At 40.3% G+C, this 16,159-nt stretch carries 20 protein-coding genes and 1 riboswitch; of the genes, 15 read left to right on the top strand and 5 right to left on the bottom strand.

What is annotated here, in order from left to right:
* Window positions 1-23: 23 nt before the first annotated feature.
* Entirely contained in the window at window positions 24-923 is a 900-nt protein-coding gene (locus MOZ64_RS04385; protein WP_277633641.1) for an ABC transporter ATP-binding protein, read from the top strand.
* Window positions 924-934: 11 nt separating this feature from the next.
* Window positions 935-1,840, top strand: coding sequence for an ABC transporter permease (locus MOZ64_RS04380; RefSeq protein WP_277633642.1), 906 nt, complete (start codon window positions 935-937; stop codon window positions 1,838-1,840).
* A 19-nt stretch (window positions 1,841-1,859) separates the two neighbouring features.
* On the opposite strand, the gene MOZ64_RS04375 is transcribed toward MOZ64_RS04380, so the two are convergent.
* Both MOZ64_RS04375 and MOZ64_RS04370 read right to left on the bottom strand, forming a co-directional pair.
* Entirely contained in the window at window positions 1,860-2,615 is a 756-nt protein-coding gene (locus MOZ64_RS04375; protein WP_320325385.1) for a creatininase family protein, read from the bottom strand.
* Entirely contained in the window at window positions 2,612-3,229 is a 618-nt protein-coding gene (locus tag MOZ64_RS04370; RefSeq protein WP_277633644.1) for an ECF transporter S component, read from the bottom strand. The genes MOZ64_RS04375 and MOZ64_RS04370 overlap by 4 nt, the downstream gene beginning before the upstream one ends.
* A 92-nt stretch (window positions 3,230-3,321) precedes the next feature.
* Window positions 3,322-3,436: riboswitch (FMN riboswitch) on the bottom strand.
* A gap of 123 nt (window positions 3,437-3,559) precedes the next feature.
* Here MOZ64_RS04370 and MOZ64_RS04365 point away from each other — a divergent pair.
* The 4 genes from MOZ64_RS04365 (at window position 3,560) to MOZ64_RS04350 (ending at window position 6,114) form a co-directional block, all read left to right on the top strand.
* Window positions 3,560-4,300 carry an MmcQ/YjbR family DNA-binding protein gene (locus tag MOZ64_RS04365; RefSeq protein ID WP_320325384.1) on the top strand — a complete coding sequence of 247 codons (741 nt, stop codon included), beginning with the start codon at window positions 3,560-3,562 and terminating at the stop codon, window positions 4,298-4,300.
* A 41-nt stretch (window positions 4,301-4,341) separates the two neighbouring features.
* Window positions 4,342-5,274 carry a cysteine synthase A gene (cysK, locus tag MOZ64_RS04360; RefSeq protein ID WP_320325383.1) on the top strand — a complete coding sequence of 311 codons (933 nt, stop codon included), beginning with the start codon at window positions 4,342-4,344 and terminating at the stop codon, window positions 5,272-5,274.
* Between the two features lie 106 nt (window positions 5,275-5,380).
* Window positions 5,381-5,716 (top strand): hypothetical protein, encoded by a 336-nt coding sequence (locus tag MOZ64_RS04355; RefSeq protein WP_277634222.1) that lies wholly within the window; start codon window positions 5,381-5,383, stop codon window positions 5,714-5,716.
* 29 nt (window positions 5,717-5,745) lie between these two features.
* Window positions 5,746-6,114, top strand: a complete 369-nt coding sequence (locus MOZ64_RS04350) for an alpha/beta hydrolase (RefSeq protein WP_277634223.1) — start codon at window positions 5,746-5,748, stop codon at window positions 6,112-6,114.
* Here the strand turns inward: MOZ64_RS04350 and MOZ64_RS04345 are convergent.
* A complete protein-coding gene (locus tag MOZ64_RS04345; RefSeq protein ID WP_277634224.1) occupies window positions 6,111-6,437 on the bottom strand; it encodes a branched-chain amino acid transporter permease in 327 nt (108 codons plus the stop codon). The two genes, MOZ64_RS04350 and MOZ64_RS04345, sit on opposite strands and share 4 nt — an antisense overlap.
* Window positions 6,430-7,116, bottom strand: a complete 687-nt coding sequence (locus tag MOZ64_RS04340; protein WP_320325382.1) for an AzlC family ABC transporter permease — start codon at window positions 7,114-7,116, stop codon at window positions 6,430-6,432. Before MOZ64_RS04340 ends, MOZ64_RS04345 begins: the two co-directional genes overlap by 8 nt.
* A gap of 183 nt (window positions 7,117-7,299) precedes the next feature.
* Between MOZ64_RS04340 and lon the strand changes: the two genes are divergently transcribed.
* Window positions 7,300-9,573, top strand: coding sequence for an endopeptidase La (lon, locus tag MOZ64_RS04335; protein WP_320325381.1), 2,274 nt, complete (start codon window positions 7,300-7,302; stop codon window positions 9,571-9,573).
* A gap of 26 nt (window positions 9,574-9,599) precedes the next feature.
* Here lon and MOZ64_RS11610 read toward each other — a convergent pair whose 3' ends face one another.
* The gene (locus tag MOZ64_RS11610) at window positions 9,600-9,674 is read right to left on the bottom strand and encodes a hypothetical protein (RefSeq protein ID WP_370659458.1); all 75 of its coding nucleotides are present in this window, start codon (window positions 9,672-9,674) and stop codon (window positions 9,600-9,602) included.
* A gap of 72 nt (window positions 9,675-9,746) precedes the next feature.
* Between MOZ64_RS11610 and MOZ64_RS04330 the strand changes: the two genes are divergently transcribed.
* From MOZ64_RS04330 to MOZ64_RS04295, 8 genes are all read left to right on the top strand, one after another.
* Window positions 9,747-9,905, top strand: a complete 159-nt coding sequence (locus MOZ64_RS04330) for a hypothetical protein (protein ID WP_320325380.1) — start codon at window positions 9,747-9,749, stop codon at window positions 9,903-9,905.
* A gap of 158 nt (window positions 9,906-10,063) precedes the next feature.
* On the top strand, window positions 10,064-10,393 hold the full coding sequence (locus MOZ64_RS04325) for a (2Fe-2S)-binding protein (protein ID WP_277633746.1): 330 nt from the start codon (window positions 10,064-10,066) through the stop codon (window positions 10,391-10,393).
* A complete protein-coding gene (locus tag MOZ64_RS04320) occupies window positions 10,390-11,979 on the top strand; it encodes an FAD-dependent oxidoreductase (protein WP_320325379.1) in 1,590 nt (529 codons plus the stop codon). Before MOZ64_RS04325 ends, MOZ64_RS04320 begins: the two co-directional genes overlap by 4 nt.
* Window positions 11,972-12,301: a (2Fe-2S)-binding protein gene (locus MOZ64_RS04315; RefSeq protein ID WP_320325378.1), complete on the top strand. Its 330-nt coding sequence runs from the start codon at window positions 11,972-11,974 to the stop codon at window positions 12,299-12,301. The genes MOZ64_RS04320 and MOZ64_RS04315 overlap by 8 nt, the downstream gene beginning before the upstream one ends.
* 1 nt (window position 12,302) lies before the next feature.
* Window positions 12,303-13,433, top strand: a complete 1,131-nt coding sequence (locus MOZ64_RS04310) for an NAD(P)/FAD-dependent oxidoreductase (RefSeq protein WP_320325377.1) — start codon at window positions 12,303-12,305, stop codon at window positions 13,431-13,433.
* Window positions 13,434-13,435: 2 nt separating this feature from the next.
* Window positions 13,436-14,278, top strand: a complete 843-nt coding sequence (locus tag MOZ64_RS04305) for a helix-turn-helix domain-containing protein (protein WP_320325376.1) — start codon at window positions 13,436-13,438, stop codon at window positions 14,276-14,278.
* 117 nt (window positions 14,279-14,395) lie between these two features.
* Entirely contained in the window at window positions 14,396-14,743 is a 348-nt protein-coding gene (locus MOZ64_RS04300; protein ID WP_320325375.1) for a P-II family nitrogen regulator, read from the top strand.
* 5 nt (window positions 14,744-14,748) lie between these two features.
* Window positions 14,749-16,158: an APC family permease gene (locus tag MOZ64_RS04295; protein ID WP_320325374.1), complete on the top strand. Its 1,410-nt coding sequence runs from the start codon at window positions 14,749-14,751 to the stop codon at window positions 16,156-16,158.
* Window position 16,159: the final 1 nt, after the last annotated feature.

Below are 16,159 nucleotides of genomic sequence, written 5' to 3'. Positions count from 1 at the left end.
GATTTAGAAAGAGAGAATTCAATATGAAAATTATTGAAGTGAAACACTTAACGAAAAGATACAATGACCTTCTCGCTGTTGATGATATTTCTTTTGACGTTGAACAAGGAGAACTATTCGCTTTTCTTGGTGAGAATGGAGCGGGAAAATCAACCACGATCAATGTGTTATGTACGATTTTAGAAAAAAACCAAGGAGATATTCGTATTTGCGGGTATCAACTGGGAAAAGAAGATAGTGCGATTCGTAAAAATATTGGTATTGTTTTTCAAAATTCCGTATTGGATCCCAAGTTGACCGTACAAGAAAATCTCATAACTCGAGGGACTTTTTATGGCATGAAAAAAGCCGAGATCAACCAGCGATTGGCTGAATTTGAAACTTTTTTTGACATGCGATCCTTATGGAAAAAGCCCTATGGAACCTTATCGGGTGGACAAAGACGACGAGTCGATATTTGCCGAAGCTTGATCCACGATCCACGCATTTTATTTTTAGATGAACCAACAACAGGCTTAGATCCCAAAAATCGAAAATTGGTTTGGGAATATATTCATTTTCTGCAAAGAGAAAAAAAGATGACCATTTTTTTGACCACCCATTATATGGAAGAAACCACTCATGCTGATCATGTCGTGATCTTAGATCAAGGAAAGATCATGACACAGGGAACGCCATCGCAATTAAAAGATCGTTTTGCTCCAACCCATTTTCTTTGGTACACCCAACCAAGTCTCGAAGCAGAAACGATCGTATCCCAGCTGGGTACGTGTCACTATGAACAAGATCATTATGTAGTAGAAATACATGGCAATATCACTTCTTTTCTATATACATATCGTAACGAAATCGTAGACTATGAAATTATCAAAGGGAGCATGGACGATGTTTTTTTACATTGTACCGGGCATACATTAGAGTAGAGAGGCAGCGTATGAATGGATATATTGGACTCACAAAACGAAATTTACTGTTATATTTTAAAGATCGACAAGCCATTATTTTTTCTTTATTGACACCCATTATCGTATTTATGCTCTATCTTTTATTTCTAAAAAACAATTATGTCGATAGCATCCAACAAATCGTGCAAGCCATGCATCTTTCAATCCAAGAACGATCCATCGATTTGATCGTGTACACTATGTTACTGACAGGAATTACAGGTTCTTCTTTGATCACCATTCCTTATAGTTGTTTAAGTACCATTGTGAAAGATAAAGAAAGCAAGGTCGATGCAGATATTGCGACAACCCCCATGAAACGTTATCAAATTGCGTTGGCCTATTACACCAGTGCGACCATTTCTGCTTTTGTGATGACATCTCTCTTGTTTACCATTGGCTTGTTGTTTATGCAAAGTGTCGGTCATTTATACCTAGCAACGGATACGATCTTGCGATTGTATGGCACGATTGGCATCGGTTCGATCTCCGCAACAGCCTGTCTGATGGTCCTTGTTTTGTTTTTTAGAAGCACTGCAGCCAGTGATGCTTTTTATGGCTTATTATCAGCAGGTTGTGGCTTTGTGATTGGTGCCTATATTCCCTTGTCGCAATTTTCCAAGTCGATCCAAACGGTCTGTAATCTTTTGCCGGCCACACATATTACGGTGATGATGCGTAATTTATTGACCAAAGGGTTCTTGACTCATATAAAAAAGTCAATCCTCGGAGGAAATCTATTTGTGAAAGAAATAAAGAACGTATTTTCTTTTCAAGCAACAATGTTTGATCATGAGATTTCGATGAATCAGTCTCTTTCTTATATTGGCATTCTCTTTGTGTTATCTCTTTTTGCGATTGTTTTTGTCTATGCCAAGACATATCGAAGAAAATAAAAAAACCACAAATTGTGGCTTAATGAAATTGGCGAATTTGTCTTAAAGCATCAATTAGATGTTCTACGGAAACTTGGAAGATGATTTCGCCTTTTTCTTTGGTTGCTCCGCTTGGATCACCACCGATACCAATGGGCTTTCCATCCTCTGTGACAAAGTCTTCCCCTAGCCAAGATAGATGGGTTTCGAATGCTTGATTTTTTATATGCCCTTTTTCGCAGGTTTCTAAATGAACCAAGTTTTCATCGATAGCCATGACCATGGACGTTTCCATTTCACCGCCATGAAAATCAAACGTATTTCCTTTCGATATGGTTGCTTGCACGCGTGGATCATCAAAAGCACCGGACTGCAAGACAAAGACATTCATCCCAAAATCGGAGCGAATTTCTCTTGATATCATTTGAGCTGTAGGGGCATTACCACCATGACACACCAACAAGACGACTTTTTGAAAACCATGATGGGCTAAGCTTGCACAAATATCATACAACATCGCATAGTAGGTCATGGGTTTATAGGTGATCGAACCACAAAAATGCTTATGTTCAGTACTTAATCCAATGGGTATGGTTGGAAAAACAAGAAGGGGAAAGGTATCTTCGAATTGATCAAAGATACGTTGTGCCATGGTGTTGGCAATGAAGTAATCGGTTCCCAAAGGGGCTTGATTACCATGTTGTTCCAAAGCACCCAATGGAATAAGGACGATGGCTTCTTCTTTGTTGATTTGTTCCATTTCCAATCGTGTTCCATTCGCATAATACTGTTTCATGCGGTATGTCTTTCTACTTTGAAGGCGGTATGTTTCAAGACAACATGATCATAAACGACATAGCCAATAATATAATTCAATGAGATCTTAATGATATTGAATGGAATGGTTGCCAACATGATAAAACTACGAAGATTGGTAATATTGCCATTCGCAAAGCTAACCGCTTTGATCACATCGTTTAAATTCATGCTCATCGCTTTCGCATAGAGAGGCAAAGTGATATACGCGTTACAGAAACATGCCCAAGCCGTTCGAACCAATACGCCAATGACCAAAGAAGCAAAAATGGCTTTATTGGTTTTTCCCATCTTGGTATAAACGATCCATGTTGGGATCACAAAAACGGCAACACCAAGCACATTGGCCAATTCACCGACATAAGCTGTATTTGTACCTACGGTCAATACTTTGATGAGAATCTTGATGATTTCGACCATGGTTGCCGATAATGGTCCCATCGTAAATAAAGCAATGACAGTTGGTACATCCGAAAAGTCAATTTTGTAGAATACCGGCATCAATGGCACAGAGATTTCCAATGACATCAAAACGCCGGCAACGGCAGTCAACATCGCAGTAAATACTAATTTTTTCACATTCCAATTTTTCATCATACGTCTCCTTTTTCTTTTGGACAAAAGGATCTTCGAAAAAGAAAAAACCAGCACCGTTCGGGTACTGGTATGCATGCATATAAAAAAGCATCTTTCTTCTACCATCCAGACTATACTGTCGGTTCTGGAATTGCACCAGATCATGCCGTACGGCTCGCGGACTCTACCGCCGATAGGGAATTTCACCCAACCCCGAAGAATTCTTTTATCTGTTACAACCATATCATAATTTTTATTTGTGTCAACCGGAAATTTGTTCGTATATAAAAAACAGATGAATAGGAAAAATGGACGATTTATGATATATTTCAATAAACGAGGATAACAATGAAAGAAGCAATCATCCAGTATATACAAAAACAATATGGCATTGATCCAGACTATCCTTTTGTGAATGCACCAACCGATCCAGTATGGAACCGCCAAGACAATCATGCTTGTTTTGCACGGATATTGCGTGTACCGAGTAAACAACTCGGTCTTTATGGGACGGAAGAAGACATTTTGGATGTGAAGGTCAGTGATCCTTTTTTAGTGGATATCATGGTGGATGAGCCAGGCTATGATCGAAATCATCAGAAAGGAAATTGGCTATCGATTCAATTGGATGGCACCATTGACTTAGAAGATATATATCGTTGGATTGATGAAAGTTATCGTGTGGCTGGCTCAAAATCCAAGAAATCAAAAAAACGTGGATTGAAAGAATGGATCATACCAGCCAATCCGAAATACTATGATATCGAACATGCTTTTGATGATGTTCAAACAATCGATTGGAAACAAGGACGCGGCATCCAAGTTGGTGATCTTGTGTTTATGTATGTGGGTGCACCTATATCCGCCATCCTTTATGAATGCCAAGTAATCCAAACGCATATTCCTTATCTGTATAAAGATAAGAATTTAAACATATCCGCATTGATGAAAATACGATTATTAAAAAGATATCCACCTGAAGCATTTTCTTTTTCTCGATTAAAGAATGAATTTGGCGTATATGCTATCCGTGGACCTCGAGGTCTGCCACATGCTTTATTTGAAGCATTGGATGTTTATGAAAAGTAGACTGTACTATACTAAAACTTGTACATAGAGGAAGTAAATACATGATTTATCATACAGTTTTAGAAGCGGTGGGGCATACACCGATGATTCGTTTACAACGATTGACAAATGAAGAAGATGCGCAAGTATTGGTGAAATTTGAAGGTGTGAATATTGGTGGGTCCATCAAGACAAGAACGGCATTGACGATGATCGAACAGGCTGAAAAACAAGGAAAGATCCATAAAGATACCATCATTGTTGAGCCAACCTCAGGCAATCAAGGCGTGGGATTGGCTTTGGTAGCTGCTGTGAAAGGATATAAGACGATCATCATCATGCCCGATTCTGTCAGTGAAGAACGACGAAAATTGGTCAAACAATACGGAGCCGAAGTGATTTTAATGCATGATGCTGGCAATATTGGCGATTGCATTCAAGCTTGTGTCACTAAAGCCAATACAATGGCCAAGGAAGATCCACGTGTATTTGTACCCCAACAATTTGAGAATGAAAATAATATTTTGGCACATAAAACCTATACCGCACAAGAAATCTTAGAACAAGTGGATGGTCCGATTGATGGGTTCTGTTCCGGTATTGGTACTGGTGGTACGATCACTGGTGTTGGTGAAGTATTAAAAGCCAAAAATCCAAATATTGAAATTTGGGTGGTCGAACCAGAAAAAGCAGCCATTCTTTCGGGTAAGCCAGTGGGTACACATCTACAAATGGGGATTGGTGATGGTTTGATCCCACCGATTTTGGATCAAGACATTTATTCACATATTTGTATCATTTCCGATGAAGAAGCCATACAAACGGCTAAACAGCTTGCTTGTAAAGAAGGTCTTCTTTGTGGCATTTCCAGTGGGACCAATGTAGCGGCTGCATTGAAATTAGCCAAAAAATTAGGAAAAGGAAAAACGGTCGTGACCATTCTTCTTGATACAGCCGAACGGTATTATTCGACGGCATTATTTGATCAAGAGTAGAGCTGATACAGCTCTTTTTTAGTATTCAATAGATGTATGGTGCCATAGGTATTCGATATTGTACAAAAGAACAGGAATCCATAGAATGAAGTAGGGAAGTGATGGAATGTATACAAAACAAACACCAATCCGGGATGTAATAGAAGATTCCCTTTTTGAGAACTATGGTCAGTTATTATTTCCTGTCGATCCAGGATATATGAATGGTAGTACCCTAGGTGATCTTAGCTTGACTTGGTACAACAATATCAATCCAGATAAAACCGTAGAGATCGTACAGTTTTTACATGATCAGAAAGAAAATGGCTACACCATTTTTTATGATATCTATTCAGAAGAAGAAAAGCAGAGGGATGTAAGAAAGCGCAATACGGGTCTCTTTTTCTTTCCAGGAAAAGAAAAGGTACCAACCGCTATTGTGAATGCAGGTTTGCGTATGTAGGAGCGATGTAAGATAGTTTTCCCGTTGCTTTGGAATTATCAAAAAAAGGATACAATGCGTTTGCGTTGATTTATCGTCCCGGGGCACAAACAGCTTGTGAAGACTTGGCTTGTGCCATCGCCTTTTTATTTACTCATCAAAAGGAATTGGGGATTCCGATGGCAAATTATTCATTATGGGGTGGTTCAGCTGGCGTAAGAATGGCTGCTTGTGTTGGCACCAATGATTGGATCGCATCGTATCAAGCGATGACTCGACGTATTCAAAAGATCAAAGCGAATGGAACCGATGCGCAAATCGATATATTTCCTGGTTTATCGCATGGCTTTGGTTTGGGTGAAGGTACGGTTGCCCAAGGATGGCTTGAAAAAGCGATTTCTTTTTGGCAAAAACATTAAAAGATCACTTGAACCAAAAACATGTATAAAATGGTTCCCCCGGCAATGCTCAATAGAGTATTTCGTTTCCAAACATAGGAGCCAACGACAACGAGCGTTGCGATGCACTCGGGTAAGCCATGAGGCGTTTCTACCCATTGAATATTACGAAGACAATAAACCACCAACATACCCATGATGGCGTAAGGTAATACCGATGCCAAATAGGTTATATATGTTGGGGTTTCTTTTTTATTGCCAAAAACAAGAAAAGGGCAAAAGCGTAAAAAAATGGTCACAATAGCCATGATAATGATCAAAAGTAAGGTATGTGAATCAGTCATGGGTTTCCTCGCTTTCTAGGCGCTTTCGAAAGATAGTCAAAAGGAAGGTGATCGAAATCATAGTGGGAATCAAGAATTGATCCGGGCCAAAAAGCCATCGACACAGAATGGAACAAAAAACACCAATGATCGCACTGATATGATTTTTGGTGTCTAGCCATTGTTGGGTAAAAACCACTAGGAAAAGGGCTGTCATCGCAAAATCAATGCCCGTTGTATTGAATGTGAAGACACTGCCTAACAGACCACCAAGTACACTACCGATGATCCAATAGATTTGATCAAGCAGGGTCACAAAAAAATAATATTTATTTTGATCAATGCCGGAAGGCACTTCACCGCTACAGACCAAAGAATAGGTTTCATCGGTCAGACCAAAGATCAAATACGGTTTATAGGGTTGGGTATTTCGATATCGATCGATCATGGATAAGCCGTAAAAGAGATGGCGAGCATTGACCATCAGGGTCATCAGGGCCGTGGTGATCAGGCTAGCACCAGAAGTGATCAGATCAATGGCTACATATTGCATGGAACCGGCATAAATAAATAAACTCATCAAAAGTGCCCAGATTGGACCATATCCTTTGGCTTCGAGCAGCACGCCAAAACCAAGACCAAGAACGATATAACCAGCCATCACGGGCAATGATTGTTTGCAGGCATATTTCAATGTCATGTACATTCCTCCCCAAATTGGACATATGAATTATTATACCAAGAATGTGAATTTTATGAGAAAGATATCAAAAGATCGTTTTATTTTTGATTGTATGGCTTGACATTTATACGAGCCAGGGGTATATTTAGCCCATGATTAGCACTTGACAAACTACAGTGCTAAAAACGGAGGTGTTTATTTATGATACTTTTACCGATTTATAACACGTTGATTCTTCCCAATACAAGAGTGTATTTTCAAACGGAAGATTTTAAAGAAGTCACCAACCATGAACCGACACAAGGAAGTCGTGTTTTATTTTTAATGGAAAAGGAAAAGACAGCACCCGAAGATTTGGATGAAAATAGTTTTTATCCAATTGGTGTGCGTGGGGAAATTACGGAGGTCAATGACCAAGGATATGTGGCTATTGAAACCAATAATCGCGTTCGCTTAAATGATATTTATAAAGTAGCGGATCAAACATTCGATTTTTCATTAACACGTTTGAATGATATTGATGATCTCGATAGTGCAACGGAAGCACAGAAAGTTGAAGGCATCAAAGAAGCTATTTTAGAGTTTAGTGAAAATACCCCTTGGGGCAGGGACGCAAAGAACTTTATTCAAGGATTTGATTCTTTGGAGCAAATGGTCGTTACGGCCTCGCCTTGGTTAACGATTACCAATGAAGAGCGATATCATTTATTGGAAATGGATAGTCGTGCTCAAAGAGCCGAAGCCATTGAAAAGATCATGTATGAATTTAGTGAGACCGCACAAGTTCAAAATGATGCTGCTCGGGCGCAGCAGGAAGATTATCGAAAATTGTATAAAGAACAAGCCATTAAAAAACAATTGGATTATCTGCAAAAAGAATTGGATGATATGCACCCGGAAAATGTAACGGATATTCGTCGCTTACAGATGCGAATTGAAGAATCGGGTATGAATGAAGATGCGCGAAAAGAAGCGGAAAAAGCCTTGAATCGTTTAAAACAAGAAGGCAACAACAGTCCTGAATATGGTATGCTTTATGACTATTTGGATTTTATGACTTCACTCGCATGGCGAAAGGAAGCACCGGAAAAGATTGATTTGAAAGAAGCCGAAGCCGTTTTGGATCGCGAACACTTTGGTTTGGAGAAGATCAAGCGAAGGATCATCCAACAAATTGCGGTGATGAATTTAAAGAAGCAGCAATCGGGCTCCATTCTTTTGTTTGTCGGTGCACCAGGTACAGGGAAAACAAGCATTGGCAAAAGTATAGCGGATGCTTTGCATCGAAAATATGTGCGCGTCAGTTTAGGCGGTGTCCGTGATGAAGCGGATATTCGTGGTCATCGTCGGACCTATATTGGTGCGATGCCTGGACGAATCGTGGATGGAATCAAAAAAAGTGGGGTATCCAATCCAGTCATGGTCTTAGATGAAGTGGACAAATTATCTTCTTCTTATAATGGCGATCCAGCCAGTGCTTTATTGGAAGTATTGGATCCTGAACAAAATTCTACCTTTACCGACCACTATATGAATGTACCTTATGATTTATCGGATGTTTTATTTGTATGTACCGCCAATACGATGGATACGATTCCTGAACCATTATTGGATCGTATGGAAGTGATTCGTTTTTCTGGTTATTCTGCATCGGATAAGTTACAAATTGCGAAAAAACATTTGTTGCCAAAAGCCATGGAATCTATGGGCATCACAAAGGATATGTTGGAAGTACCAGATCCAACCATTGAAGAAATGATTTCAGGTTATACGATGGAAAGTGGTGTTCGTGGTTTAAAGAATCGTTTGGATACACTTTGTCGTTCCGTTGCTGTTCATGTAGAACAAGACGATGATAAAAAAGTTACGGTCTTATCTGAAGATCTACCTGAACTATTGGATATGCAACCGATTCGTCATGGTCGAAAACTAACGGAAACCAAGCCGGGTATCGTGACTGGTCTTGCTTGGACAAGTGCTGGTGGAGAAATTTTATTTATTGAAACTTTATTTACCAAAGGTCAAGGCAAGACCATCATTACGGGTCAGTTGGGGGATGTCATGAAGGAGTCGGCACAAATTGCCATCAGTATTGTGAAATCTATGTTCCCGGAAAAAGAAGAATTGTTTGAAGAAAATGATTTACATATTCATGTGCCAGAAGGAGCGGTACCAAAAGATGGACCTTCGGCGGGTATTACTCTAACGACGGCCTTAGCTTCCTTAGTCACTGGTAAAAAAGTAGATCCTACGGTTGGTATGACTGGTGAAGTCTCTTTACGCGGGGTAGTTAGCGCGATTGGTGGTTTGCCTGAAAAGTTAATGGCGGCGGCTCGTGCCGGATTAAAGACCATTTATATTCCGGAAGAAAATATTCGTGATTTAAAAGATGTGCCTCAAGAAGTAAAAGATCAGTTACAAATTATTGGGGTCAAAGAAGTATCAGATGTATTAAAAGCCAATCATATTGCATAAAAAGCTGTAGCGAAATCGTTACAGCTTTATTTTAGCGCTTGTAGAAAAGTTTGATAATCATCTTCATTTTGATTGGCATAGGCCTGTGCAAATTGCACCATCGATTGAATAAAACGATCATTTTTTCCTAAAAATATTTGGGTTTGACCTTATTACCCCATAGCGGTGTCTCTTTGATTTTTACTGGCATCATTTGTGCTACTTTATCCCAAGAACCAAACTTAGTACATATTGTACAAGGTACGATTGCGGCGGCTGCCATTATCAATGAATTTATTGCGGTCTTGGTTGCCAAGAAAGGATTTGAATTAGCTGGTGAAATGAACGCATAGAAAAAACCGAATCATTTGAATTTTCATAAAAAACATCCATTAGTATTGATTTTTACAATTTTTAAGCCAATCGCTTATGTATTATAAGCCTATAGATAAAGGTGTCTAGAAGGAAAGATTCATAGACGCCTTTTTCTTTTGTAGAAAGGATGAGAACAATGGATGCAAGAATTGCAGAACATCCGATTTTAGGGAAACAAGAAAAGGGAAATTTGATCACATTTTATTTTGATGGCAAACCCATGCAAGGCTATGAAGGAGAGCCCATTGCCATGGCTTTGAAAGCACAAGGTGTCATGGTGCATCGCTATACGAATAAACAACATAAACCTAGAGGTATCTTTTGTGCCATTGGTCGATGTACCGATTGTGTCATGGTTGTTGATGGAAAACCAAATATTCGTACTTGTGTCACTCCATTGAAAGCCGGCATGCAAGTACAAACACAATATGGGGTTCGTGCTATGAAAGAAGGTGACCAAAAATGAAACGATATGATCTCATTGTTGTCGGGGCTGGGCCTTCTGGATTATCCGCTGCGATCGAAGCCGCCAAAAAAGGCCTTCACGTTGTGGTATTTGATGAAAATGAAAAACCAGGCGGTCAGTTATTTAAACAAATTCATAAATTCTTTGGTTCCAAGGAACATAAAGCCAAGATTCGAGGATTTAAGATTGGGGAAAGCTTATTAGCCGAAGCCGATGAAGCCGGTGTCGAAGTGGTCTTGAATGCAACGGTTTGTGGCTTGTATCAAGAAAAGGAATTGACCGTTCGTATCCATGATCAGATCCATCATTATAAAGGAGATGCCATCATCATTGCGACAGGAGCCAGTGAAAACATGGTCACATTTGATGGATGGACCCTTCCTGGTGTGATTGGTGCCGGAGCAGCGCAAACAATGATGAACCTGCATGGTGTTAAACCAGGAAACAAGGTATTGATGTTAGGTTCTGGCAATGTAGGTTTGGTTGTTAGTTTCCAATTGTTGCAATGTGGTTGTGATGTAGTTGCGCTAGTGGATGCTGCTCCAAGAATTGGTGGTTATGGAGTACATGCTGCTAAAGTCGCTCGAACCGGGGTACCTTTCTATTTATCCCATACCATTGTGAAAGCCGAAGGCAAAGATCATGTAACCGGGGTCACCATTGCGGAAGTGGATTCTCATTTTCAATTTATTCCCGGAACCGAAAAACATTTTGATGTCGATACCATTTGTTTGGCTGTTGGTTTATCACCCATGTCGCAATTGTTGAAGATGGCAGGATGTAAAATGGAAGACAATCCGAAACGAGGAGGACAAGTTCCAATCTGTGATAAACAGGGGCAAACCTCGATTCCAGGTATTTATGTAGCCGGTGATGTATCGGGTATTGAAGAGGCGAGCTCAGCCATGATCGAAGGTCGTATGGCCGGTCTTGCTGCGAGTGAATATCTTGGCTTTATCGACAAAGCAGAACGAGATACTTCCTTAGAAGCTTTGGATTCGGCATTGGATTCTTTGCGTCAAGGTATGTTTGCTCCGAAAAATAAAGGAAAGAAAATTGAAAAGACGGATGAAGGTATCGATATCTCACAAAATCTTTTGAAACATGGATATGTAGCGGATGATGAAATTGAACGATTCCCGGGCATCACCCATCGTGTGGGCGTTCATCCCATCATGGAATGTACCCAGAATATTCCTTGCAATCCATGTCAAGATGCTTGTCCGATGCATTGTATCAAAATTGGCGAACAAATTACTTCCTTGCCGGTTGTGGATGAAGATAAACAATGTATTGGTTGTGGTATGTGTGTTGCATCTTGTTCCGGTCAAGCCATTTTCTTAGTTGATGAAAGTTTTGAAGAAGAATATGCATCCATTACCCTTCCTTATGAGTTTTTACCATTACCAACTACGGGCGATAAAGGCATGGCTTTATCCCGAAGTGGCAAACCCATTTGTGAAGCCGAAGTCATTGATGTGAAATCTTCACCAGCTTTTGATCAGACCCATTTATTAACGATCAAAGTGCCAAAAGAATATGCCATGAAAGCTAGATTCTTTCAGGGAGGTCAAGAAAATGCATAGTGTCAATGATCGATCCAGAGATATTGGTGAATTTGTTCCACGACCCGATGATGATTTGATCATCTGTCGTTGTGAAGAAGTCACCAAGGGAGAAATTCGTAAAGCCGTTCATGAAGGTATGTTTACAATGACGGAAGTTCGTCGTTATTTACGTACGGGTATGGGCCTTTGCCAAGGACAAACTTGTGGGCGTTTGGTAAAAAACATCATTGCCAAAGAATTAGGCATATCTCCAGCTGAGTTGGAACCGGCTACCTCACGAGCTCCGATGCGTCCAACCGAAATGCATATTCTTGCCGATGAAGCAAAGGAGGATGCTTGATATGGAAAACAAAGCAGATGTCATCATTATTGGTGCGGGAATCATTGGTTCTTCGATAGCGTATTATCTTTCCAAGCGAAACAAACGTGTCATTGTCTTAGAGGCTAGTGATCATATTGGCAATGGGGGTTCGAGTCGAAATGGTGGCGGAGTTCGTCAATCGGGTCGAGATCCTCGAGAATTGCCATTGGTGATGTTTGGTATCAAAAATTTATGGCCGCATTTATCGGAAGAATTGGAAGTGGATTGTGAATATCATCAAGATGGGAACTTGCGCTTGGGTAAGACTCCAAAACATTTGGAAATCCTCCAAGGTCTAACCGATCGTGCGGTAGCGGTTGGCTTGGATGTTCGTATGATCGATGGCGATGAAGTACGGAAAATCAATCCATATTTATCCGATGAGGTCATAGGTGCAAGTTGGTGTCCGACGGATGGACATGCCAATCCGCTGACCACAACTTTAGGTTTTTATAAGACTGCACGTAAATTGGGTACTCGTTTTATCACGGGTGAAAAGGTCATCGAATTAAAGAAGATCCATGGTCGATTAGCCCAAGTCATCACTGAAAATAATGTATATACAGCCGATACGATCGTATTAGCAGCTGGTCTGGGCAGTCGTAAATTGGCGGCCAGTGTAGGAATTGATGTGCCGATGCAACCGGTCATGTTGGAGGCTTTGGTAACCGAAGCCGAACCACCAATGTTTGATCAAATGTTAGGTACAGCTGAAGCGGATTTTTATGGTCATCAAACCAAGCATGGTTCGTTTGTATTTGGCGGATCTTCTGGATTGGAAGGATTCACCAAAGATGATCAGGGCATGCAGATGTGTAATAGTTTGACAGCATCTTGTATTTGTCGAGGAATCATGAAATATTTTCCGGATCTAGCCGATGCGAAAATTGTTCGTACATGGGCCGGCTGGATGGATCATATGGTGGATGGTGTGCCGGTACTTGGAAAAGTCGATGAAGTGCCGGGATTGATCATGGCCTGTGGCTTAAATGGTCATGGTTTTGGGATTGCGCCGGCCATCGGTCATCAACTTGCTCAGTTGATTGATGAAGATCGTACTGAAATTGATATTCATGCTTTACGTTATGATCGTTTTAAAGCTAAAATTTAATTATGACTTGGCAGAAAGCACAGTTTCTAAGACCAACGCAACCGTATTTTGTCTTAGAGGCTGATCACTTTAAACAAGAAATCTATTGGACGCAGGGGATTTCGCATTTTTACACATTTGGTCTTCATGAAGCAAGGACGTTTGATGTGGTACCAGATGCATGTATCGATTTGGTGTTTCAATATACCCAAAATAAAATGCTTGCCTATGCTTGTGGACCAGTTTTATCTTGTCAGATGCAACATTGGGATAGCCATCAAGATGTATTTGGTGTTCGTTTTATTCCTGGTTATCATCCAGCGGGTGTGGATATCATCTTAAAGGATCTGATTGGCCAACGCATTCCTTTGGATCGTTTGATGAAAACGACAGCCTTGATCGATCAAATGGTGACACAAACGGATTTTTATCAGCGGATTCGCATCTTTTTACAGGAATATGTCAAATTGGAGAAGCAACAGGAAAAGCCATATGGCAAGCGTGCCTTGGTGATGGATATCACCAAAAGGGCTTATCTATCCGATGGCTTGATTCGTATTTCATCCATAGCGGAACAAACCGGATATAGTGAAAGTTATATCAATCGGGTGTTTCACGAACAAATGGGATTTTCGCCCAAAACGTTTTGTAAGATCATTCAGTTTCAGCGGGCCTTGGAATTTTTAAATTATGGGCAACCAAATAAAATGACGGAGGCAGCCGTCAATTTGGGATATTATGATCAATCGCAATTTATTCGTGATTTTAAGAAATATGCAGGCATCACGCCGAAGCAATATTTAAAGCGAATTAAGCAGGAACAGTATAAAAACCGAATTAAAGATACGAATTATTTATCGTTTTGATTTTTACAAGTATTTCGTGTTTTCACTGCATACAATAAGTTTATATTTTATATGACAAAGACGTCTATTCTTTTGGGAATAGACGTTTTTTGCATAGATAGAAGGAGAGGAATTCCTATGAATTATTCAAAAATTGAAGTGGTTACATCGCGTAGTGACTTGAGTGCACTAAAGGAAGGTTTAAGCAAGAAAAAAGTCAGTGGAATGACGGTTTATCAAGTCATTGGATGTGGTGTAGAAAAAGGTACACGTGAATATGAGCCAAAAATTCATGAAAAAATGGAACTACTTCCGAAACAGATGATCATGGTCATTGTTGAAGATGAGCAAGTGGATCCGGTCATCGAATTGATCAAAAAAGAATTGTATACCGGTCATATCGGCGATGGAAAGATCTTTGTTTCACCTGTAAGCCGTGTCATTCGTGTGCGTACAGGTGAAGAAGGTATCGATGCATTGAGGTAACGCTTATGGCAGAACGAAAATTAGGTTTGCCAAGTGCGATTGCGACTGGTGTGGGTCTGATCGTTGCGACCAGTTGCTTAATGTCACTTGGCCAAGGAACAAGTGCTTTGGGTACCGGTTTTATTGTGGCGATGGTCTTGGCTTGTGCCATCAATATTCTAACCGCTTTATCTATGGCTGAATTAAATGCATTGATGCCAAACTTAACCGGTGGATTGGCCCAATATACATTAGCCGGTATGGGACCCTTTGTGACCATCTTGACCATGGTTGGTGGTTATCTGGTTTGTCAGATGATTGCTGGGTCGGTGGAAAGTGCGATGTTTGGCAATGCCATCATCTCCGTCTTTTCAACCAATATTCCTGGTAGTGCATTTTCAATTACAATGTTGATCGTATTGATCATTACCAATTTACATGGTGTCGACATTTTTGCGAAAGTGCAAAATGTGGTTGCTTATGTATTGATTGGATCCTTGATGATCATGGGATTCGTTGGCGCTTTTGGTTTATCGAACCATCCCATGGTTTCCCAGCCTGCCAATTTGGCGACTTCGCCATCAGATATTCTTGGGTTCTTAGGTTTGGCCTTCTTCTTATTTATTGGTTGTGAGTTTGTCATTCCCATTGCGAAAAATGTCAAGAACGAAAGAAGAAATGTACCGCTTGGGATGGTATTAAGTTTGGTCATCATCTTGGTGATGCAAATCTTGGTTGTTGTGGGCATGACAAAGTATGTGCCCTATGCCCAGTTAGGGAAAAGTGCTGCACCACATATCTTGTATGGCCATGCCTTATTGGGCATGTTGGGTTCTTATTGGATGATCTTGGTTTCGGCCTTGGCTGTTATTAGCACCGTCAATTCAGCCATCAATGCGTTTTCCTTTATGTGTGCAGGTATGGCCAAGATCAATTTGTTGCCCACCTTCTTTTTACGAACCAACAAACATGGATCGTACTACATTGGGGTGCTGTTGATTGGAATCTTGGAAATATGTGCCAATTTGTTTGGCTTATCGGAAAGTTCTTCTTTGACATTCATGATTTCCGTTGCCATCGTTTTCTGGATGGTTTCTTATATCGTATCCGATATCAATGTCATCATTTTCCGATTTCGATTGCCCAAGGCACCACGTACGTTCAAAGTGCCAGGCGGTATTCTTCTACCCATCATTTCTGCGATTGGGACAACAATGATGATCTGGAATATTGATGGAAATCCAGTTACACGCAATCTAATTTTTGAAATTGATGGTTTGATCTTTGTACTGTTAGCTATTTATTCGGTGGTTTGGTGCAAAGTACGTTTTAAAAGACCTTTATTCAAGCCATTAGAAATATCCGAAGTCATGGCAATGGAGCATCCGTTGTATTTGGTTGCTCATCGACAAAAACAACAAAAGGAGGAAGAATGAT

It is taken from the genome of Absicoccus intestinalis (genome assembly GCF_033971885.1).
In the GTDB taxonomy this organism is placed as follows: Bacteria; Bacillota_I; Bacilli_A; order Erysipelotrichales; family Erysipelotrichaceae; genus Absicoccus; species Absicoccus intestinalis.
The sequence above is the reverse complement of the archived record's forward strand: the minus strand, read 5'-3'. Positions and strand labels throughout refer to the sequence as shown.

Coding starts and splice junctions, on each gene's coding strand:
- MOZ64_RS04385 (WP_277633641.1), top strand. CDS start 24: ATGAAAATTATTGAAGTGAAACACTTAACGAAAAGATACAATGACCTT.
- MOZ64_RS04380 (WP_277633642.1), top strand. CDS start 935: ATGAATGGATATATTGGACTCACAAAACGAAATTTACTGTTATATTTT.
- MOZ64_RS04375 (WP_320325385.1), bottom strand. CDS start 2,615: ATGAAACAGTATTATGCGAATGGAACACGATTGGAAATGGAACAAATC.
- MOZ64_RS04370 (WP_277633644.1), bottom strand. CDS start 3,229: ATGAAAAATTGGAATGTGAAAAAATTAGTATTTACTGCGATGTTGACT.
- MOZ64_RS04365 (WP_320325384.1), top strand. CDS start 3,560: ATGAAAGAAGCAATCATCCAGTATATACAAAAACAATATGGCATTGAT.
- cysK (WP_320325383.1), top strand. CDS start 4,342: ATGATTTATCATACAGTTTTAGAAGCGGTGGGGCATACACCGATGATT.
- MOZ64_RS04355 (WP_277634222.1), top strand. CDS start 5,381: ATGTATACAAAACAAACACCAATCCGGGATGTAATAGAAGATTCCCTT.
- MOZ64_RS04345 (WP_277634224.1), bottom strand. CDS start 6,437: ATGACTGATTCACATACCTTACTTTTGATCATTATCATGGCTATTGTG.
- MOZ64_RS04340 (WP_320325382.1), bottom strand. CDS start 7,116: ATGACATTGAAATATGCCTGCAAACAATCATTGCCCGTGATGGCTGGT.
- lon (WP_320325381.1), top strand. CDS start 7,300: ATGATACTTTTACCGATTTATAACACGTTGATTCTTCCCAATACAAGA.
- MOZ64_RS04325 (WP_277633746.1), top strand. CDS start 10,064: ATGGATGCAAGAATTGCAGAACATCCGATTTTAGGGAAACAAGAAAAG.
- MOZ64_RS04320 (WP_320325379.1), top strand. CDS start 10,390: ATGAAACGATATGATCTCATTGTTGTCGGGGCTGGGCCTTCTGGATTA.
- MOZ64_RS04315 (WP_320325378.1), top strand. CDS start 11,972: ATGCATAGTGTCAATGATCGATCCAGAGATATTGGTGAATTTGTTCCA.
- MOZ64_RS04310 (WP_320325377.1), top strand. CDS start 12,303: ATGGAAAACAAAGCAGATGTCATCATTATTGGTGCGGGAATCATTGGT.
- MOZ64_RS04305 (WP_320325376.1), top strand. CDS start 13,436: ATGACTTGGCAGAAAGCACAGTTTCTAAGACCAACGCAACCGTATTTT.
- MOZ64_RS04300 (WP_320325375.1), top strand. CDS start 14,396: ATGAATTATTCAAAAATTGAAGTGGTTACATCGCGTAGTGACTTGAGT.
- MOZ64_RS04295 (WP_320325374.1), top strand. CDS start 14,749: ATGGCAGAACGAAAATTAGGTTTGCCAAGTGCGATTGCGACTGGTGTG.